This is a genomic window from Gleimia europaea ACS-120-V-Col10b, from assembly GCF_000411155.1.
Lineage (GTDB): Bacteria > Actinomycetota > Actinomycetes > Actinomycetales > Actinomycetaceae > Gleimia > Gleimia europaea_B.
Genome location: NZ_KE150268.1, coordinates 84,690 through 105,743, shown reverse-complemented (window position 1 = coordinate 105,743; position 21,054 = coordinate 84,690). Strand labels below are relative to the sequence as shown.

Annotated in this window: 19 protein-coding genes; 1 reads left to right on the top strand and 18 read right to left on the bottom strand. The window is 57.4% G+C overall.

The genetic code is table 11. The features are described from left to right. Window positions 1–225 precede the first annotated feature (225 nt). Window positions 226–2,931, top strand: coding sequence for a pyruvate dehydrogenase (acetyl-transferring), homodimeric type (aceE, locus tag HMPREF9238_RS08330; RefSeq protein WP_434056930.1), 2,706 nt, complete (start codon window positions 226–228; stop codon window positions 2,929–2,931). 90 nt (window positions 2,932–3,021) lie between these two features. On the opposite strand, the gene aspA is transcribed toward aceE, so the two are convergent. From aspA to rpsB, 18 genes are all read right to left on the bottom strand, one after another. Then, window positions 3,022–4,470, bottom strand: a complete 1,449-nt coding sequence (gene aspA / locus HMPREF9238_RS08325; protein WP_016445017.1) for an aspartate ammonia-lyase — start codon at window positions 4,468–4,470, stop codon at window positions 3,022–3,024. Between the two features lie 73 nt (window positions 4,471–4,543). Beyond that, complete coding sequence (locus tag HMPREF9238_RS08320) at window positions 4,544–5,278, bottom strand: succinate dehydrogenase/fumarate reductase iron-sulfur subunit (protein WP_016445016.1); 735 nt, start codon at window positions 5,276–5,278, stop codon at window positions 4,544–4,546. Continuing rightward, window positions 5,275–7,215: a fumarate reductase/succinate dehydrogenase flavoprotein subunit gene (locus HMPREF9238_RS08315; RefSeq protein WP_016445015.1), complete on the bottom strand. Its 1,941-nt coding sequence runs from the start codon at window positions 7,213–7,215 to the stop codon at window positions 5,275–5,277. The genes HMPREF9238_RS08320 and HMPREF9238_RS08315 overlap by 4 nt, the downstream gene beginning before the upstream one ends. Next, window positions 7,215–7,922 (bottom strand): succinate dehydrogenase cytochrome b subunit, encoded by a 708-nt coding sequence (locus tag HMPREF9238_RS08310; protein WP_016445014.1) that lies wholly within the window; start codon window positions 7,920–7,922, stop codon window positions 7,215–7,217. Before HMPREF9238_RS08310 ends, HMPREF9238_RS08315 begins: the two co-directional genes overlap by 1 nt. 107 nt (window positions 7,923–8,029) lie before the next feature. Further along, window positions 8,030–8,359 (bottom strand): phosphopantetheine-binding protein, encoded by a 330-nt coding sequence (locus tag HMPREF9238_RS08305; protein WP_016445013.1) that lies wholly within the window; start codon window positions 8,357–8,359, stop codon window positions 8,030–8,032. Window positions 8,360–8,371: 12 nt separating this feature from the next. Further along, complete coding sequence (locus tag HMPREF9238_RS08300; RefSeq protein ID WP_016445012.1) at window positions 8,372–8,869, bottom strand: DUF3145 domain-containing protein; 498 nt, start codon at window positions 8,867–8,869, stop codon at window positions 8,372–8,374. Window positions 8,870–9,159: 290 nt separating this feature from the next. After that, a complete protein-coding gene (gene def, locus HMPREF9238_RS08295; RefSeq protein ID WP_016445011.1) occupies window positions 9,160–9,648 on the bottom strand; it encodes a peptide deformylase in 489 nt (162 codons plus the stop codon). Next, complete coding sequence (locus HMPREF9238_RS08290) at window positions 9,645–11,456, bottom strand: proline--tRNA ligase (RefSeq protein ID WP_016445010.1); 1,812 nt, start codon at window positions 11,454–11,456, stop codon at window positions 9,645–9,647. The genes def and HMPREF9238_RS08290 overlap by 4 nt, the downstream gene beginning before the upstream one ends. An 83-nt stretch (window positions 11,457–11,539) precedes the next feature. Next, on the bottom strand, window positions 11,540–12,667 hold the full coding sequence (gene ispG, locus HMPREF9238_RS08285) for a flavodoxin-dependent (E)-4-hydroxy-3-methylbut-2-enyl-diphosphate synthase (protein WP_051109844.1): 1,128 nt from the start codon (window positions 12,665–12,667) through the stop codon (window positions 11,540–11,542). A 77-nt stretch (window positions 12,668–12,744) separates the two neighbouring features. Further along, the gene (locus HMPREF9238_RS08280; protein ID WP_016445008.1) at window positions 12,745–13,980 is read right to left on the bottom strand and encodes a M50 family metallopeptidase; all 1,236 of its coding nucleotides are present in this window, start codon (window positions 13,978–13,980) and stop codon (window positions 12,745–12,747) included. Continuing rightward, window positions 13,977–15,179 carry a 1-deoxy-D-xylulose-5-phosphate reductoisomerase gene (gene dxr / locus HMPREF9238_RS08275; RefSeq protein ID WP_016445007.1) on the bottom strand — a complete coding sequence of 401 codons (1,203 nt, stop codon included), beginning with the start codon at window positions 15,177–15,179 and terminating at the stop codon, window positions 13,977–13,979. Before dxr ends, HMPREF9238_RS08280 begins: the two co-directional genes overlap by 4 nt. A gap of 2 nt (window positions 15,180–15,181) precedes the next feature. Further along, window positions 15,182–15,736, bottom strand: coding sequence for a DivIVA domain-containing protein (locus HMPREF9238_RS08270; RefSeq protein WP_016445006.1), 555 nt, complete (start codon window positions 15,734–15,736; stop codon window positions 15,182–15,184). Further along, a complete protein-coding gene (gene rlmN / locus HMPREF9238_RS08265; protein ID WP_016445005.1) occupies window positions 15,736–16,938 on the bottom strand; it encodes a dual-specificity RNA methyltransferase RlmN in 1,203 nt (400 codons plus the stop codon). The genes HMPREF9238_RS08270 and rlmN overlap by 1 nt, the downstream gene beginning before the upstream one ends. Then, on the bottom strand, window positions 16,932–17,807 hold the full coding sequence (locus HMPREF9238_RS08260) for a phosphatidate cytidylyltransferase (protein ID WP_040316897.1): 876 nt from the start codon (window positions 17,805–17,807) through the stop codon (window positions 16,932–16,934). The genes rlmN and HMPREF9238_RS08260 overlap by 7 nt, the downstream gene beginning before the upstream one ends. Window positions 17,808–17,820: 13 nt before the next feature. Then, window positions 17,821–18,378, bottom strand: a complete 558-nt coding sequence (frr, locus tag HMPREF9238_RS08255; protein WP_016445003.1) for a ribosome recycling factor — start codon at window positions 18,376–18,378, stop codon at window positions 17,821–17,823. A gap of 3 nt (window positions 18,379–18,381) precedes the next feature. After that, on the bottom strand, window positions 18,382–19,125 hold the full coding sequence (pyrH, locus tag HMPREF9238_RS08250) for a UMP kinase (protein WP_016445002.1): 744 nt from the start codon (window positions 19,123–19,125) through the stop codon (window positions 18,382–18,384). 116 nt (window positions 19,126–19,241) lie between these two features. Beyond that, complete coding sequence (gene tsf / locus HMPREF9238_RS08245; protein WP_016445001.1) at window positions 19,242–20,072, bottom strand: translation elongation factor Ts; 831 nt, start codon at window positions 20,070–20,072, stop codon at window positions 19,242–19,244. Between the two features lie 50 nt (window positions 20,073–20,122). Then, complete coding sequence (rpsB, locus tag HMPREF9238_RS08240) at window positions 20,123–20,968, bottom strand: 30S ribosomal protein S2 (protein ID WP_016445000.1); 846 nt, start codon at window positions 20,966–20,968, stop codon at window positions 20,123–20,125. Window positions 20,969–21,054 lie beyond the last annotated feature (86 nt).

Here is a 21,054-nt window from a genome sequence, read left to right as displayed (position 1 = left end):
CAAATAGTCCACATGCGGGCCAAGACGAGGCGGCGCCCGCCCACACTTTCAGTCATCTTGTGTTTTCACGCACACGTATAAACAAATCGACACTTTACCTAGTGCAAAAACCCGCAAAACCGGGAATGATTAGAACCAAAGAAAACTATACGATCCATTAGTGGATACGTTTCGAGAGAAAGAGGATTCGTGGCTGAAGTTGATCACCGCCCAGTAGTCAATGGCATGCTGAGTCAAGTGCCGGACAATGATCCGCACGAAACCGAGGAGTGGCTGGAATCTCTAAGAAGCCTCTATGAAGCAAAAGGCGGGCCGCGCACCCGCTACATCCTGCTTCATATGCTCGCAGAAGCGCGTCGCAAAGACGTTCAAATTCCTCTTGAACTCACCACCCCCTACATCAACACCATTCCAGTTGATCAAGAACCCTACTTCCCGGGCGATGAGGCGACCGAGCGTCAGTACCGCCGCTGGATGCGCTGGAACGCTGCCGTTCAAGTCATGCGCGCCCAGAGGCCCGGTGTTGGAGTTGGCGGCCACCTCTCTTCCTATGCTTCGGTAGCGACCCTTTACGAGGTTGGTTTCAACCACTTCTTCCGTGGTAAAAACCACCCCGGCGGTGGCGACCACGTGTTCTTCCAAGGCCACTCCTCCCCCGGTGTTTACGCGCGCGCCTTCCTGGAAGGCCGGCTCACTGAAGAGCAGATGGACGGATTCCGCCAGCAGGTATCCACCGAGCATGGCATCCCCTCCTACCCGCACCCGCGCCAGCTACCCGACTTCTGGGAATACCCCACGGTCTCCATGGGCCTGGGCCCCGCCGAAGCGATCTACCAGGCCTGGTTCGACAAGTACCTGGAGCTACGCGGTCTCAAAGACACTTCGCAGCAACACACGTGGGCGTTCCTCGGTGACGGAGAGATGGACGAGCCAGAGTCACGCGGCATGCTCCAACTCGCCGCCCAGCAGGGCCTGGACAACCTCACGTTCGTCATTAACTGCAACCTGCAGCGCCTGGACGGCCCGGTGCGCGGTAACGGCAAGATCATTCAGGAACTCGAATCGTTCTTCCGCGGTGCCGGTTGGAACGTAATCAAGGTTGTATGGGGACGAGGCTGGGACCGTCTGCTAGAAGCCGACCAGGATCACGCTCTTGTAAACATCATGAACGAAACCCTTGACGGCGACTACCAGACGTTCAAGGCAAACGACGGTGCATACGTGCGCGAGCACTTCTTTGGCCGCGACCCGCGTACCAAGGAAATGGTTAAAAACTGGACCGACGACGAGATCTGGGATCTGCGCCGCGGCGGCCACGACTACCGCAAGGTGTATGCCGCTTACAAGGCCGCTGTCGAACACACCGGCCAGCCCACCGTCATCCTCGCGCACACCATTAAGGGCTACGCGCTCGGCTCACACTTCGCTGGCCGCAACGCCACCCACCAGATGAAGAAGCTCACGGTTGATGACCTCAAGGGCCTGCGCGACCTCCTGCGCATTCCGATCTCGGATGAGGAACTCGAGAAGGACCCGTACCTGCCTCCGTACTACAAGCCGGCTGATGACGACCCGGCCTTGCAGTACATGCTTGAGCGCCGCGCTAAGCTTGGCGGTTTCCTCCCCTCGCGCCATCAGGAAGACAAAGCCTTGCCAATGCCGGCGGACAAGCCTTTCGACGCTCTTGCCAAGGGGTCGGGCGCCCAGCAGGTAGCCACCACCATGGCGTTCGTGCGCCTTTTGAAAGACCTCATTAGGGATAAGGAGTTCGGCAAGTACATCGTGCCGATCATCCCCGATGAGGCACGCACGTTCGGCCTGGATGCCATCTTCCCGTCCGCTAAGATCTTCAACACGCACGGGCAAAACTACACGGCCGTGGATGCCTCCATGATGCTTTCCTACAAGGAAGCAAAGGAAGGTCAGGTTCTTCACACGGGCATTAACGAAGCCGGTTCTGCGGCTGCTCTACAGGTTGTGGGCACCTCTTACGCAACGCACAACTTCCCGATGGTTCCGGTTTACATCTTCTACTCGATGTTTGGATTCCAAAGGACGGCAGACCAGTTTTGGGCGGCCGGAGACCAGCTGTCGCGCGGCTTCATCATTGGCGCTACTGCGGGTAAGACCACGCTTGCCGGTGAAGGCTTGCAACACATGGACGGCCACTCGCCGATCATTGCCTCCACGAACCCCGCTGTGGTCACCTACGATCCGGGCTACGCTTACGAGATTCGCCACATCGTGAGGGACGGAATTGAGCGCATGTACGGCCCGAACGAGTCTGGCCGCGATCGCAACGTCATGTACTACCTCACGGTTTACAACGAGCCGATCCACCAGCCCGCAGAGCCGGAAAACCTTGATGTCGACGGCCTGATCAAGGGCATGTACATGCTTGACGACTTCGAGGGCAACGGCCCGAGAGTTAAGCTCCTTGCCTCAGGCGTGGGCCTACCGTGGGTTCGCGAGGCCCGACAGATTTTGCGCGATGACTGGGGCGTTGACGCAGCCGTTTACTCGGTCACCTCTTGGACCGAGCTACGCCGTGAAGCGAGTGCGGTAGACAAGTACAACTTCGAACACCCGAACGAGGAAGCTCGCAAGCCGTACATCACCTCCGTTTTGGAGCAGGCTGAAGGCCCAACCATTGCAACCTCCGACTTTGAGCACCTGGTTCATGACCAGATCACTCGCTGGGTACCCGGCAAGTACTACCCGCTTGGCGCGGACGGTTTCGGATTCTCCGACACTCGCGCAGCGGCGCGTCGCTACCTGAAGATCGACGCCGAGTCGGTTGTGATCCGCGCCCTCCAGGGCCTTGTCGAAGAGGGCCAGATGGACCGCTCCGTACTCCAACAGGCGATTGACAAGTACGACCTGTCCAACCCGAACGCGGGCCACTCAGGTGGTGAAGGCGGCGACGCCTAACCCGGCCGAATATCCCATAACAGTGTCCCGACGGCGTGGTCGTCGGGACACTGTTTTACTGTCTAAACAATCACTTTAGATACAACGAGTTTAGGAAGCATCAGTTGGCAAACCGCGCTCGCCGGCCTCCCAAATCCTTCCCTCATACTCTGGAGACACGAGATTTTGCGCCGTCAAGATGGCCTCAACCTCCTCGCGCGGCAACAAGCCCCGCTCAACGATCAGATCGGAAACTCGCCTGCCCGTGCGCGCAGCTTCCTTACCAATAATGTCGCCGTTTTGGTGTCCGATCAGCTCATTAAAGTAGGTGACAATGCCGATCGAGCCCATCACCTGCTCGTGCAAATGCTCCCTGTTAGCTGTGATGCCAGTGATGCAACGTTCAGCGAGAGTCACCGTGGCGTTCTCCAGCAGACGCATCGATTCGAACAGCACCTGCGCGATAACCGGCTCCATCACGTTGAGTTGCAACTGGGCGGCCTCAGCGGCCATCGTCACAGTCATGTCGTTGCCCACCACTTTGAAACAAACCTGGTTCACCACCTCTGGGATCACCGGGTTAACCTTGGCAGGCATAATCGACGAGCCGGCCTGCATAGGTGGCAGATTAATCTCCTGCAAACCCGCAGTAGGGCCGGAGGACAAAAGCCGCAGATCGTTACAAATCTTCGAAAGCTTCACCGCAAGGCGTTTTAGCGCTGCGTGTACGGAAACAAACGCGCCCGTATCAGATGTCGCATCGATGAGGTTCAAAGCCCTGCGGAAAGGCACCCCCGTTACCCGCGACAGCTCTTCCACCGCAACCTGCGGATACCCCTCCGGCGTATTCAGCCCCGTGCCGATCGCAGTAGCCCCAAGATTTACGCTCAGTAGCAGGTCAGCTGCCTGATCAATCACACGCAACTCTTCACGCAAAGACACGGTGAACGCCTCAAACTCCTGCCCGAGCGTCATCGGCACAGCATCTTGCAGCTGGGTTCGCCCCATCTTCAACACGTCAGCAAACTCATGAGCCTTACCATCTAACGCATCCATGAGATGCGAGGCCGACAGGCGCAAATCCACAAGCTCGCGATACACCGCCAGGTGAAAACCAGTGGGGTACGAATCGTTGGTGGACTGCGACTTATTCACATCGTCATTAGGATGAATAATGTCGTAGCGACCCTTTTCGAACCCCAGCATCTCGAGCGCAACGTTCGCGATCACCTCGTTAGTGTTCATGTTTACGGACGTGCCCGCGCCACCCTGGAACAGGTCGAGTGGCCACTGATCGTAAAAATCATCGCTTTCTAAGATTTTGTCGCATGCCGCTTCGATGGCGCGCGCCTTGTCTTCCGGAAGCACCTTCAGACGCCGATTTGCCCGAGCCACCGCCTTCTTCACCTGCACCATCGCGATGATGAAATGCGGATAGCTCTCTAACTGAGTTCCTGAAATCTGAAAGTTTTCGATGGCGCGAAGGGTGTGGATACCCCAATACGCATCAGCTGGAACTTCCCGTTCACCAAGCAGATCCACTTCTGTGCGCGTTTGCATCCAAAGCCCCTCTCACTACCACCATCACAATCATATATATGATTCATGGCCGAGGCTGACGCTTTGTGGCTTCCTATTTCGGGGCTGGAGCGTAGGCCCGCTCGCGCATCACGGCGGCTACTGCGCGTAGCGGGATCCCCGCCGGACACACGGCTGCACATTCACCGTAGAGCGAGCAGGGACCGAAGTTTGCTTCCATGACGGCCGTCATGTCTTTGGCGCGTTTGCGCCGGGCCCGCCCCGGAACTTCCAGGGCAGCAAGATGGGCGAGTTTCGCCCCGGTGAACAGGTTTGCTGCCCCATTTGGACATGCCGCAACACACGCCCCACACCCGATGCATGCGGCCATATCCAGCGCCATCTCCGCAACCTCATGCGTGTTATACGCCTCATCCGCATCCGGAGCCGTGCCCGCATTCGTGTGCGAGTATGCTCCGGCCATAAGGACCTCATCGAGGGCGGAGCGATCCACCACTAGATCTTTGATTACCGGGAACTGCTTGGCGCGCAACGGTTCGAGAGTGACCACCTCACCCTCTTTACGCTCCCCCACTCTTTGGTGGCACGCGGGCAAATTCTTTGCGTCCCCATGCGGGCGGCCATTTACAAGCAGGCCACACGAGCCGCAGATTCCTTCGCGACAATCCGAGTCAAACGCGATCGGTTCTTTCCCCTCACGCAGACGTTGAGCGTTCAAATGATCGAGCAGCTCCAGCCATGACATGTTCGGGTTAGCCTCGACCTCGTACATTTTAAACTGGCCGCGAACGCCCGGGCGATCTTGGCGCCAAACTTTTAGCTTAATCATTTGTAACTCCTCGTTACCGGCTGAACCGCTTCGAAATGCAGGGGCTCACGGTCTTCAATGAATACCGGATCAGAGTCCCAATGCTTGGTGCGCCAAGCAGTGGTGTGCATCCACTGTTCGTCGTTCCTGACGGCTTCACCCTCGAAACTGTATTCTTCACGGAAATGAGCGCCGCACGACTCTTCGCGGTGCCAAGCATCAACGCACATAGTTTGGGCGAGTTCCAGGTAGTCTTGGACGCGCAGAGCCTGCTCCAGATCCTGATTCAGTTTCGCCTGCGAGCCAGTCACGTGCAGATCCTGCAAGTAGTTTCGCCGCAGGTCACCGACCTTTTCAATTCCTTGCTCCAAGCCTTCCTTTGAGCGGGAAACCCCGCAGTGCGCGTACATGATCTTACCGAGCTCGGCGTGAATATCTATTGCGGGTGTGCTTCCAGTTGCCGCCCGCAACTTCAGTATTCGACTCTTCACTTCTGAAAGCGTGAAGAGGGCCGTCTCACTATTAGCATCTGGGCGCGGCGTACCCAGTAGCGTAGCCAAATAGTTGGGCACCACGTTTGGAATCACAAAGAAACCATCCACACAGGCCGATAGCAACGAATTTGCACCCAGCCGGTTCGCCCCGTGGTAAGCATAAGAGGCCTCGCCCGCAACGAACAGACCCGGAATCGTAGACATCAGATTGTAGTCAACCCACAGCCCACCCATGGTGAAGTGCGCGCCTGGAGCGATACGCATAGGTGTTTCACGCGGATCCTCACCCGTCACGTCGAAGTACATGTCGAACAGGTTGCCATACCGCTCGTTCAACACGTCCTTACCCAACCGTGCAATCGCGTCAGAAAAATCCAGATTCACCGCGTTCTTATTCGGGCCAACCCCGTGGCCAGAAATGATCTGTTCGCGCGCCGCCCGCGACGCCACATCACGCGGAGTGAGGTTGCCGAACGCCGGGTACTTCCGCTCCAAGTAGTAATCGCGCTCCCCCTCCGGAATCTCATTGGCGGGCCGCTCGTCGCCAGCCTTGCTTGGAACCCAAATGCGACCATCATTGCGCAAAGACTCACTCATCAAAGTGGTCTTTGACTGCCATTCGTTCTCCACCGGAAGCGCCGTAGGGTGGAACTGGATGAAAGATGTATTCGCTATCGCCGCGCCGCGCCGGTGCGCCCTCCACGCGGCCGTCGCGTTCGAGTTCTTAGCCAACGTCGAATACTTGTACACGTTGCCGTACCCGCCCGTAGCAAGCACCACTGCATCGGCCATAAGGCAGGTGAGCTCACCCGTGATCAGATTGCGCACCACCACGCCCACTGCTCGGCCGTCCTCGACAATCAGATCTAACATCTCGTGGCGAATCCACAGTTCCACTCGCCCGGCCGCCACTTGACGCAATAGTGACTGGTGCGCTGCGATCTGGAGCTGCTGGCCGGTTTGCCCGCGAGAGTAGAACGTGCGTGAAACCTGCACGCCCCCAAATGAGCGGTTCGACAATGCCCCGTCATACTCGCGCGCAAACGGCACACCGTGCGCCGACAGGTGATCGATCACCCGATTAGATTCCTCAGCGAGGCGCCAAGCCTCCGCCTCGCGCGCTCGGAAGTCCCCTCCTTTGATCGTATCCGTCACGAACCGGAGCAAACCATCACCATCCACGCGCTTACCGCGCGCCGCGTTAATTCCGCCCTGGGCGGCAACTGAGTGTGCCCTCCTTGGCGAATCATGATAGGTAACGGCCGTTACGTTATATCCCAGCTCGGCGAGCGTGGAGGCTGCTCCTGCTCCCGCAAGCCCCGTACCAACCACGAGCACGCGGAACTTCCGCCTATTCGACGGCGAAACCAGGCGCATGTGCTGCTTGTGCTCATCCCAGCGCGACGCCGGATCGCTTGCCTGCGGAACATGCCCGTCTAAGATGTTGCCTCTCAAAATAGTCATCACACCGCTCCTAGATTCGCGCTCAGAACCACGGCCGCGTCCCCCACCAAAATCAATATGGCAAGTAGAATCCCGATTGCCCGCATCCACTTGCGCCAAGACCTCGAAGTCACTCCGAGGTCGTTGATCGCCAACTCAAAACCGTGCGCCAGATGGATAGCGAGGGCAAGTAGCACTATCAGATAAAACGCGGCCATCACCGGCCGATCCAATGAGGCGATCATGTTGGTTGCCGCATAGAACTGCTCGTCAGGATGTTGGAACGTTGCCGGCTGCACCAGCGCACCCACAGTTAGATCCAAGATATGTACGAATACGAACGCGAGAAGCACGATCCCCGTAGGTAGCATCAGCTTAGCGAAATAACCGGTCAAACCCCTTGGCCGCGCATTTGCGGTGTTCGCCCGGGACCTCTTCCACACGAGCAGCGCACACAGCACGTGAATAAGCAAGCAAGTGCCAAGCACGATGCGGGCGATCCATAGCAATCCCTCATACGGTAGAAGCGGAGTAAACGCCTCGCGCAACCACTTCGAATAAGCGTTGTATTCTTCGTGCGACGCAAAAATCTTCAAGTTGCCCAGCATATGTACGAATACGAACGCGAGCATCACAAGCCCGGTTATCGACATCGCCAGCTTCGCCGCCCAAGTGGGAAATACTCGCGCCTTTTTGCGCGGCTGCCACACCCTTCCATGGACTGTCATCGCTCACCCCTAACGGTTGAACCTACAGTCCAGTCTATGTACGCTACCTCACAGATTTAGCAGATCGAGTCTAATTTGCCCTAATGAACGCACTCCCAATCGGCGATTCAACCCCTGGTTTTGCGTGCAAGACCAATCAGGTCTTCCAGTGTTTTCACCTGCGCCACGTCAGCGTCTTTCAAACTGATTTTGAGGTCTTGCTCCACGGCCGCAACCACCGCGTACAGGCCGATCTCATCAAGATCAAAATCCTCGGCAAGACTCATATCCGAGCGGAAATCCTCAGCCTTAACGGTTGATTCATCGAGGAGGGCGGCAACCACTGCTGCCTCAACCTCGTCAACTTCCGCACCTTCACTTGCAGACTCGGCGCTCACCTCATCGGGCTGCTCATCTAACAGGTCGTAGCCAAGCATTTCTGCAATAGAGATTCCCACAGCTCCTCCTCGTTAACCAACCCGGTGGAGCCAACGCACAGCAACGCCGTCTCCCGCGTACCTGAACGGTTCCAACTCCTCATCCCACGCGCCGCCCAATGCGAGGTTGAGGCGCTCGCGAAGCTCGGCAGGGTCAGTGGCCTCCATTGCAAAGCGAATGCGATCTTCTGGCACCATCATATTGCCCGAAGCGTCCATCGGGGCGTGGAAAATACCAAGATCAGGCGTATGACACCACCTTGCACCGTCCGAGCCGCGTACGGCCTCCTCGGTGATCTCGTAGCGCAGATCGTCCCACCCCCGGAGCGCGGACGCCAGCTGCGCCCCCGTTCCCACGGGGCCAACCCAAGAAAACTCAGCGCGCATAAGGCCGGGCACAGCGCCCTGCTGCGTCCACTCCAAACGCACTTCCTGATCCAGCACCGACGCAACATTCCACTCAACGTGCGGGCAGAGTGCCGGCGGACATGAGTGCACGAAAACAACACCGCGGGTGTAACTTCCGGACATGATGCCTCCCTTTTCCTTGAGGTTCGTCTTCCCCTACGTCCTCAAGAACCAAAGGCCAACCGATCCAGCGGTGCTGTCCCCATTCTGTCCTAAAAACTGCTCTCGCGCTAGTCTAGGACCTGCAAGTAGCGCAAATCTGCCCCAGACGTCCCGAAGCCAGCCGCGCGCACGACATGGCCACCTTAAAGCGGAGACGCATCCCTATCTGTGTCGGTGAGCGTCAAGACTTCGAACCTTGCCTCCCAACGGAGCCCCGCCGAAGCAGGGCTCTCCAATCAGGTAGTGCGCTGTTACATCATCTCGCGAACCTGGCGCAGTGCCTTCTTGCGCGTTGCGCGATCCAACCGATCTAGGTACAGCATTCCCTCCAGGTGGTCGGTCTCGTGCTGTAGGCAGCGTCCCATCAGTTCTTCACCCTCAACCACGACCTTCTTACCATCGAGGTCTATTCCCTCAACGCGGGCGTACCAGGCACGCTCGGTTGGAAACCAAAGTCCTGGAACCGACAAGCATCCCTCGTCGCCATTTTGGAACTCGTCTTTGGAAACCTCGACCAGTTTCGGGTTCAACACGTAACCAATCTCGCCGTCGATATTCCAAGAAAAAGCGCGCAAACCAACACCAATTTGCGGAGCTGCGAGGCCGGCGCGGCCCTCTTCATCGACATTCTCTAGCAGGTCCTCAACGAGGCTCTTCACCGAATCGTCGATATCCGTGATCCACTCGCACGGCGTGCGCAAAATCGGATCGCCAATAACCCTAATCTCGCGGTACGTCACTTAGCCGACCCCCTGTTTGCTTCAAGCTCGGCAATAATAATCTGCTTTGCTTCTTCAACCGGAATTTCCTTGGAGACTCCGCCGCGACGGTCACGCAACTCAACCACACCGTTCTTCAGGCCGCGACCAACAACCAAAACGTAGGGCATTCCAAGCAACTCAGCGTCAGCGAACTTCACGCCCGCAGACACCTTCGGCCGATCATCATAAAGCACATCGAAACCTGCATCCGACACAGCTTGAGAAATGTCAGCCGCAGTATCAGCGATCTGGTCTCCCTTGCCGGCGGCAAGAACCTGCAGGTGGAACGGCGCCACAACCATCGGCCAAGACAAGCCAAGATCATCGTGGTGACTCTCAACCATAGCTGCAACCACGCGGGAAACGCCCAGGCCATACGAGCCCATGGTAACCACCTGCGACTTGCCATTTTGATCCAACACCGTCAGGTCCAAAGCCTTCGCATACTTGCGGCCAAGCTGGAAGATGTGGGCCACCTCAATACCGCGCGCAAGCTCTAGCGGACCCGAACCATCTGGCGCTGGATCCCCCGCCTTTACCTCGGCAACCTCAACCGTGCCATCTGCCGTGAAGTCGCGGCCCATCACCAGGTTGTACACGTGGTAATCAGCCTTATTACCGCCGGCGATCCAAGCGGTGCCCTCCACAACGCGCGGGTCAACGAAGAACCGCACCGAACCCGTCGGGTTGCCGTCCTCATCAACCGTGCGTTTCGGCGCGTTCGGCCCCACAACCTCGGGCCCTAAATAACCCGCCACCAACTCCGGATGCTTCGCCAGATCCTCAGGCGTTGCCTGCTCTACCTCCGCAGGTGCAAAAGCCGCCTCAAGGCGCTTCTCATCCACCTCCCGGTCACCCGGGATACCGATGTTCACAACCTCGCGCGCGCCATCGGGATGCGTCAGCGTCACGACATACGACTTCAGCATGTCGGCCGCCTCCCACGGGCGATCCTCGCGCGGGTACAGTTCATTTGAAAGATCCACGAGTGCGGCAATCGTCTTCGCATCCGGCGTATGACGCAGCTCCTTGGCCGGCGTGTTCGAGTAATCCACCGGATCTGGAACCGGCGTTACAACTGCCTCCGCGTTCGCGGCGTAACCGCCCGGCGAGCGCACAAACGTGTCTTCTCCCATGGGGTTCGGGTAGAGGAACTCCTCCGAACGCGAACCACCCATAGCGCCCGACTGCGCGGCCACAATCACAAACGGCAAACCAAGACGCTCAAACACGCGCTGATACGCCTTGCGGTGCAACTCGTACGACTTTGCTAGCCCCTCATCATCGATATCGAAGCTGTAGGAGTCTTTCATCACGAACTCGCGGCCGCGAATCACACCCGCACGCGGACGCGCTTCATCGCGGTACTTCGTCTGAATCTGATACAGCGAAAGCGGCAGATCCTTATAGGAGGAGTACATGTCCTTAACCGCGAGCGTGAACATTTCTTCATGCGTTGGCGCCAGCAGGTAATCCCCATCCTTGCGGTCCTTCAAACGGAAAAGGTTTGGCCCGTACTCTTCCCACCGGTTGGTCTTTTCATATGGTTCGCGCGGCAGTAGTGCTGGGAAGTGGACTTCCTGGGCGCCAATCGCGGCCATCTCTTCGCGCACAATCTGTTCAATGTTGCGCAAAACCTTCAAACCAAGTGGCAACCACGTGTATATGCCTGGAGCCACACGGCGAATGTAGCCGGCGCGCACCATTAGCTTGTGGCTTGCAACTTCCGCATCTGCGGGATCTTCACGAAGCGTCCGCAGGAAAAACTCAGACATGTTAGTAAGCACGTTTACCAGCCTAACTGCAAAGGGTGATGAGAGGAAACGGCGGCGCCTCTCATCGAATTAACAAGATATTGGAAGTCGCGGATTCAGCGGATTACGTCAACGCTGCCGGAGCCCTCTTCGAGTCCCATAGTTTGCGCAACTTCATTCGCGTATTTCAAGAGGGCGGGCACAATCTCGGCCTCCGGCACGGTATCTACCACCTGGCCCTTAATGAAAATCTGTCCCTTACCGTTACCAGACGCCACGCCAAGATCAGCCTCGCGAGCCTCACCGGGGCCGTTCACGACACAGCCCATGACTGCCACGCGCAAAGGAACCGTGAGGTCTTTCAACCCCTCGTTCACTTCATTTGCGAGCGTGTACACGTCCACCTGCGCACGACCACAAGACGGGCAAGAAACGATTTCGAGGGTACGCTCACGCAAGCCCAAAGACTGCAGGATCTCGATACCCACCTTGACCTCCTCAACCGGAGGGGCCGACAGTGAAACGCGAATCGTATCGCCAATCCCTTGGCGCAAGAGCGCGCCGAAAGCCGTTGCGGATTTGATCGTTCCCTGGAACTGCGGGCCCGCTTCAGTCACACCGAGGTGGAGTGGCCAGTCACCGCTTTCAGAAAGGATCTCGTAAGCGCGGATCATCGTCACCGGATCATGGTGCTTAACCGAAATCTTGAAATCGTGGAAGTCATGCTCCTCGAACAAGGATGCCTCCCACATCGCCGACTCCGCCAGCGCCTCCGGCGTTGCCTTTCCATACTTCTTCAACAAGCGGGGATCGAGTGAACCCGCGTTTACGCCAATACGCAAAGACACGCCCGCATCTGCGGCGGCCTTCGTGATGTCTTTAACCTGGTCATCAAACTTGCGGATGTTACCCGGGTTTACGCGCACAGCCGCACAACCCGCCTCGATCGCCTTAAATACGTAACGCGGCTGGAAGTGAATGTCAGCGATCACGGGGATCGTGGACTGCTTTGCAATAATGGGCAAAGCCTCCGCATCATCAGCCGAAGGCACCGCCACGCGCACAATGTCACAACCGGCGGCCGTGAGCTCTGCGATCTGTTGCAAAGTCCCGCCAATATCGGTGGTTTTCGTAGTGGTCATCGACTGGACCGAAATCGGTGAACCACCGCCAACTGGGATATCCCCCACGTGTATTAGACGCGTCTTCTTACGTGGGAACGGGGCTCCGTTCACCTTTGGCATCCCCAGGGCAATCTCGGTCACGATGACATCTCCCAAAAATCAGCGCCAGGTGATTCCTGGCAAACTATTAACAGTTCCTAGACTAGGCTAATCGGCTTAATAATATCGGCCACAATGAGCAACACAGTCATGGCCATCAGCAAAACAAAAATCACGTACGACACCGGCACCATGCGAGCCGTATCCGCAGGCCCCGGATCCGGCCGGCCCGTAACGCGGTTGAAAGTCCGGCGCAGTCCCTCCCAGAGCGCACCCGCCACGTGTCCCCCATCCAGTGGCGGCAGGGGGATTAAGTTAAACACGAACAGTGCCATGTTCAAGGAAGCCCACAAGCTCAGCAAAAGCATGGCCCGGTCGGCCACTCCAACGCCCTGCTCTGCCGACACCTCACCCGCAATCCGGCCAACGCCCACCACTGACAGCACCGAATTCGGATCTCGAGGAGCATCCGTGAACAGCTGGACTCCCACGTCCCACACAGCGCGCGGCAATACGAGCACAATCGATGCCGTGCCCTTAAAGGTCTGCCAAGTAATGTCACCGACGTCGCCGAGAGTGCCGCGCTCACGCTCCACCTTAGAGATGATGCCAGCAACCTTGCGCTCTCCCACCTGCACCGGGGTCACATCAAACTCTTGCAACACTCCGTCACGCTGAACCACAACCTTTGCCGCGCCGTCCTGATGCTCAATAGCGTTCACAACGTCATCCCACGAACTTGCCTGCACCGGCCCCCAAGACACGATCTTGTCACCCGCACGCAAACCCGCCTCGTAAGCCGGGGACTTCGGATTCTGCTTTGTACACGTTTGCGAAGTTGTGCCAATACATTGGGGAACCTGATCCAACGTAGTTGTCGCCACATTGAAGCCGAAACCAAGCACAATTATCGCAAAAAGCACGATGGCGAGCAGCAAGTTAGTTATCGGCCCGCCCAGCATTACCGCGAGTTTCTTCGGCACCGACAGGTTGTAGAACGCCTGAGATTCGCGGCCCTTAGGCAACTCTTCTGCCGAGGCCAAGCGGGCCTCCTGCGCGAGCGTCATCTGCCCCTTGCGGTTGGTCAGCTTCACGCCCTCACGCGCCGGAGCGTACATTCCTGCCAAACGCACGTAGCCGCCAAGCAGGATCGCTTTCACCCCATACTCGGTGTCTCCAACCTGCCTCGAGTACAAAGTTGGGCCAAACCCCACCATGTACTGCGGCACGTAAACGCCGAACTTTTTGGCTGGAATCATATGGCCAAGCTCATGCAGGGCAACCGAAATCATCAGCGCCACAATCGTGAGCAAAATGCCGATCGCGTAACTCAAACGCGGCCTCCAATAAGTTCCTTCGTCTTTGCGCGTGCCCACGCCTCGGCGTTTAAAATGTCATCAAGATCAGGCTCAGCAACACCCTCGTGCGCCTCAGTTACCTTCGCAACCGTATCCACGATGTCTAGATACGGCAGATCCCCATGAATGAAGGCGTCCACACACACCTCGTTGGAAGCGTTCATGACGCTCGGATGTGTGGGCGAGGCACTAACTGCGGCCCGAGCCAAGTTCAGTGCCGGGAATGTTTCGTTATCCACGGGTTCAAACGTCCAGCTCGCGCCTTCATCCCACTTCACCGACTGCTGCACGTGTTCCAAACGTTGCGGCCACGACAGGGACAGCGCGATAGGCAAGCGCATATCGGGCGGCGACGCCTGTGCAATCGTGGCTCCATCCTTAAATGTCACCATCGAATGCACAATCGACTGCGGGTGAACCACGGCCTTAATATCGCTCGGATCGATATCAAACAGAACGTGCGCCTCAATCAGTTCCAACCCCTTATTCATCAGCGTCGACGAATTGATCGTGACCACCGGACCCATATCCCAAGTGGGGTGATTAAGCGCCTGCGCGGCGCTAACATGGCGTAAATCAGCGCGCTTCTTACCGCGGAACGGACCTCCCGAAGCCGTGAGAACCAGGTGGCCTACCTCTGACCTACCCGTTACAACCGGAGAGGTAAGGCCCTTCTCGTGGCGGCCTGGAACCAAACACTGGAAAATCGCAGAATGCTCCGAATCGACCGGCAGGATCTGGCCTGGCCGACGCATCGCCGCCCGGACTAGTGGGGCGCCCACGACCAGCGACTCTTTGTTCGCCAACGCCAAACGGGCGCCCGATCGTAGCGCCGCCAACGTGGGTTGCAAGCCCACGCCGCCCGTCACGCCGTTCAGCACAATGCCGTCATCATCCAGCATGCCTGCGGCGCTCACAATCGCGTCCGCACCCACCCAAAGTTCAGCCTCAATGCCGCGCTCACGCATTTCGCTAGCAATAGCGGCCTCATTGCCAGAAGCCACAGCGATTACACGAGGCTGGAACTCCTGCGCCTGCTCGAGCAACAGGTCAACATTAGACCCGCCCGCCGCCAGAGCCTCGACCCGGACAATCGTGGGATTCGCGCGCACCACGTCCAGCGCCTGCGTTCCAATAGAACCCGTAGAACCAAGAAGAGAAAGACGGCAAGACATGACTACTCGATCGACAAGAGAATATCGATTGCGCGCGACAAATACGCATCCACAGGGCCCTCGAGGTAAGCGTCGTCGCCCTTCGCGGCCGGGAACGTCACCTGGCGAATCTCATCAGCCGTGAGCTTCTCTTCGTTATCAAAGAAACTTGCGATCCGATCCAAAAACGCGTCCACCTCCTCAACCCGGTAGCCGCGCTCTTTTGCCTCCGGATGTGCAAAACGGCTACCAACGGGGCGAACCAAGCGCGGATACAGCGTAGTTGCACGGTCAGCCACGTGATCCAACCACACGTCCTCGCCATTAACCGCCACGTGATTCGCGCGCTCACTTGAGATGAAAGCCGACTCCAAACGATCCAGTGCCGCATCCACCACAGCCGGGTTATAGCCGCGTCGCTTTAGCGTGAAAACCGTGCGCCGAACCTGCTCAGAAGTGATTCCCCCGCTCGGTCGGTCGCCTTCATACGCGGCACGCGCCTGCTGAAAGAACGCATCGACTTCTTCCTTGTTATAGCCCTTGCGGAAAAAACCCACTGTTGGGAAAAAGTTACTCATTACTGACGCTCCTCTTGATTCTTTACCGAGGTAGCCAACTGGCCACATGCCCCGTCAATATCTGATCCACGTGTATCACGAATGGTTGTTGTAATCCCGTTTTCACGCAGTGTTTCAACGAATTCTTTCATTACGCGCGGCGATGATGCAGTCCAAATCGAATCCGGAGTTGGATTCAGCGGAATCGGATTCACGTGTACCCAGCCGTGCCCGCGCTTATTCAGCTCGTCAGCTAGAAGCTGCGCCCGCCACGCGTGATCGTTCATATCTTTAATAAGCGCGTACTCGATCGACACGCGCCGGCCTGTCCTTACAAAGTAGCGCCGCGCCGCATCTAGTAGTTCTCCAACCTTCCAACGCGAGTTGATTGGAATGAGCTCATCGCGTAGCTCATCGTCAGGCGCATGCAGCGAAACCGCCAAAGTAACGGGAAGTCCCAGCTGCGCAAGCTTATCAATTCCTGGCACGAGGCCGACCGTGGACACGGTTATTCCTCGCGCTGACATACCGAAGCCACGCGGCGGCTCATCCGTCATGCGCTTAAGCGCCTGTACAATGCAGCGATAGTTCGCCAGCGGCTCGCCCATCCCCATGAACACCACGTTCGAAAGGTGGGTTGGACCACCCGCAAGCTCACCGTTCTCGCACGCCACGTGCGCCATGCGCACCTGCTCGATGATCTCCGCAGTAGACAGGTTACGCGTCAGCCCCATCTGGCCCGTTGCACAAAATGGGCACGCCATGCCGCAACCAGCCTGACTGGATATGCACAGCGTGGTGCGTCCCGGGTAACGCATGAGCACCGACTCCACTCGCGCCCCATCGTAAAGCTCCCACAGGTGCTTCAGCGTCTTCCCGTCATCCGTTGCCAAGGTGTGAACTTTCTTGATCAACCCCGGCATTAGCGACTTCTCGACCCTCTCCACCATGTTCTTTGGCAGGTCACTCATCTGCGCGGGATCCGCGATGTGACGCTGGAAGTAATGCCGCGACAACTGATCTGCCCGAAACTTAGGCAACCCCTGTTCCACGAGGACGCTACCGCGCTCCTCGAAATCTATATCCGCCAAATGCGCTGGCGGCTTTCCTCGCCGTCGCGGAGCGAACGATAAAATCGGTTTCGCATCCGGTGTCTTCGCCCCCTCTGGCGCCTGATCCGTTGGCATTACCTGGCGGCCGGCGCGTTTGCCTGCATCTACCATTGCATAGCCACCTTCAAGAAGAAATAAACCACCGGAGCCGTCATCAACAGCGAATCGAGCCGATCCATCAAACCACCGTGGCCCGGCAACATGTTTGACATGTCCTTCAAACCAACATCGCGTTTGATCAACGACTCGATCAGGTCACCGAAAGTTCCTGCAACCGTGGTGAGCAATGCCAGCGGGATGCCAAGCCACCAGGCGCCACCAAGCCAAACCATGCCGCCAATCCCAGCCGCAACCGAGAACACCAGCGACCCAGCAAAACCCTCCCACGACTTCTTTGGGGAAATCTTTGGAGCCATCGGGTGCTTACCCCACATAATTCCAAACGCCCAGCCGCCCGTATCGTTAGCAACACTTAGCAAAACCCAAGTGATCACAGCCGCCTGCGCGCCCGGAGAATCTAAAATCAACACCACAAACGACGCCAGCAACGCCACATAAATCAGCGCAAACGTCGTCACCATGATGTCTAGCATCGCCTGCGGACTACGCCCATCCAACAGCTTCCACACCGCCACGGCGAACACCGTCACCGTCAGTGCCCCCAGCACGGCCTCCAAACCCAAAAAATGGGCGCACACAACCATGCCAACGCCGCCAACCCAGGCTAGCGGAAGCACAATCTCGCGATTCTTTCGGGCGAAAGCTCCCGCCAGTTCCCACAAAGCCAGCACCACTGCAACGGATACCAGCACCACAAAAGCCTCGTTCGAAATGAACAGGACCGCAAGGAACAGCGCCGCTAAACCAACCCCCACACCGACCGCAGCAGGAAGATTACGCCCCGCCCGCCCCGATGATGGTAGCGGTTCATAGTTTTTGGTGGGCCCCGGATGGGTAATACGTCTAAAATCCACAGACATCCTACTTACCGCATTAAACGGTCATCAGATCCTTTTCCTTGGCTTCCAACTCGGCGTCAACAAGAGCCACAAACTTCTTCGTCAGATCCTCAAGCTGCTTTTCACCGCGCTCTACCTCGTCCTCGCCGGCCTCGCCGTCCTTCTTAATCCGCTCAAGCTCTTCCTTAGCGCGACGACGCTCGTTACGGATCGAAATGCGACCCTCCTCCGCGCGGGTACGGGCCTGCTTCACATAATCGCGGCGACGCTCCTCAGTGAGCGCCGGCAACGTGCAACGAATCAGGTTGCCGTCATCCGTTGGGTTAATACCCAGATCTGCATCGCGAATCGCTTGAATAATGGCCTGTACTGAACCACGATCATATGGGCTTACCAGCACCATACGAGCCTCCGGAATCTGCACCGAAGCGAGCTGCTGCAACGGGGTCATCGCCCCGTAGTACTCCACGAGAATGGAGTTAAACATTTCCGGATTAGCGCGGCCCGTACGAATGTTGCCGAAATCCTTCTTCGTAGCTGAGATAGCACGCTCCATGCCATCTTCGGCCTCAAGTAGAGCATCTTCGATCATTTCTTAGTTCTCCTTCTCGGAATTGTCATTAGTTACCAACGTACCGATCTTCTTCCCAAGCAGAGCGTCGGTAACATTGCCCGGCTCATTCATGCCAAACACACGCATGTTAAGGCTGTTTTCCTGACACAGCGAGAACGCCGCCGCATCAACCACCTTCAACCCGCGCGCAAGCGCATCCGAATACGTCACGTGATCAAGACGCTTCGCATTTGGCTCCACCCGCGGATCAGCGGTGTAAATGCCGTCCACCCCGTTCTTTGCCACCAGTAGCTCCGAACAGCGGGTCTCTAGCGCCCTCTGCGCCGACACCGTGTCCGTCGAGAAATACGGCAAGCCCGCGCCCGCACCAAACACGACGACGCGTCCCTTTTCCAAATGACGGATCGCACGCAGCGGAATATAAGGCTCGGCAACCTGCCTCATCGAAATCGCGGACTGCACGCGCGTAGACACGCCCTGTTGCTCCAAGAAATCCTGGAGAGCAAGCGCATTCATCACCGTGCCGAGCATACCCATGTAGTCAGCTCGCGCCCGATCCAAACCGTGGCGCGACAGCTCTGCACCGCGGAAGAAATTACCACCGCCAACAACCACAGCAACCTGGACGCCGTCGCGAACCGCCTGCGCGATCTGCGCCGCAATCATGTTCACCACGGACGGATCAAGACCAATACTGCCGCCGCCGAAAACCTCGCCAGACAACTTCAATAAAACGCGCCGCCCGGCGCCAGACTGCTCAGCCATCAGCTGCAAACCCTCCACAAATAAAAGCGGTGCACTAACTCAACACATAGTTTAACGGATATATGACCGTAGCCCCGCCCTTGCAAACAAGGGTCGGGGCTACAATCGGGAACTTACTAGGCGCCCACGTGGAAACGAACGAAGTCCGTGACCTTAGCGCCGTGCTCCTTCAGAACGTCGCCAACCTTCTTCGAAGGATCGCGAGCGTAATCCTGATCAACCAGGCAATTTTCCGCGTAGAACGCGTTCAAACGACCCTCAACGATCTTCGGAACAATGTGCTCAGGCTTACCCTCCTGAAGCGTCAACTTCGTAAGGGTTTCCTTCTCCTTCTCCAGAACGTCAGCCGGAACCGTGGTGCGATCCAGGTAAAGCGGAGAGAACGCAGCAATGTGCATCGCAATGTCGCGAGCAACCGCAGCGCCAGCCGCATCCGTTGCTACAAGCACACCAACCTGCGCCGGCAGGTCAGCCGACGAGTGGTGGAGGTACAGCTCAACGTTCTCGCCCTCCATGCGGGCAACCTTGCCGATCTCAATCTTCTCGCCAATAACAGCACCCAGGCCATCAACCAGATCCTTGACCGTGCCATCCTCCGCAGACTGCTCAAGCAGAGCCTCGGTGGAAGTTGCGCCACTCTTCACGGCTGCATCCAGAACCTTCGCAGCAAAGTCAATGAACTTCTCATTCTTCACCACGAAATCAGTCTCAGCATTCGCCTCGACCATAACACCGACCTTGCCGTCCACAACCTCGCCAGCGATAAGGCCAGCAGCGGCCGTCCGATCTTCGCGCTTCGACAGCGACTTCAGACCAGCGAGACGAATGATCTCCATCGCCTTTTCTTTGTCGCCGTTGGCCTCGTCAAGCGCCTTCTTAACATCCATCATGCCCGCGCCGGTCTGCTCGCGCAGAGCCTTAACATCGGCAGCAGTGTAGTTCGCCATGAAAATCTTTCCTCTTCAAGTATTAGTGGAAAGGCTTACTCAGCCTTAGATTACTCAGCCTCCGGCGCCTGCTCTTCAGCAGTCACCTCAGCCTTATCGACCTCTTCAGCCTTCTGCTCGCCTTCGGCGCTCTCAAGAAGCTCGCGCTCCCACTCAGCCATCGGCTCCGCACTGGCATCCTCCACGCCCGACTTCTGGCGACGCTCCGAACGAGCCATAAGGCCCGCCGCACAAGCATCGGCAACCACGCGGGTCAAAAGCGCAACAGCGCGGATAGCGTCATCGTTACCCGGAATGCCGTAATCGACCTCATCCGGATCACAGTTCGTATCAAGCACAGCCACAACCGGGATGTTCAGCTTGCGAGCCTCAGCGATCGCGAGATGTTCCTTGTTGGTATCAACAACCCAAATCGCCGAAGGAAGCTTAGCCATGTCACGAATACCGCCCAGCGAACGCTGGAGCTTGTTCTTCTCACGTTCCATCATGAGAAGTTCCTTCTTGGTGTGACCCGAACCGGCAACATCCGCGAAATCGATCTCCTCAAGCTCCTTCATGCGCTGCAAACGCTTAGAAACCGTGGAGAAGTTCGTGAGCATCCCGCCAAGCCAACGGTGGTTCACGTAAGGCATGCCGACGCGCTCGGCCTGCTCTTCAATAGCTTCCTGAGCCTGCTTCTTCGTGCCAACAAACAAAATGTTGCCACCGTGAGCAACCATTTCTTTCACGAACTCGTAAGCCTTGTCGATATCCTCGACGCTCTTTTGCAGGTCAATGATGTAGATGCCGTTACGCTCAGTTAGGATGAAGCGCTTCATCTTCGGATTCCAGCGACGGGTCTGGTGACCAAAGTGGACACCACTTTCCAGAAGCTGACGCATGGTTACAACAGCCATGTCTCTTCCTCTCGGTGCAAAGCACCAAATCAAGAGCGGCCCAAGCCACTCAAAATTACAGTTACTGCCCTAAGGCCCTAGCGCCC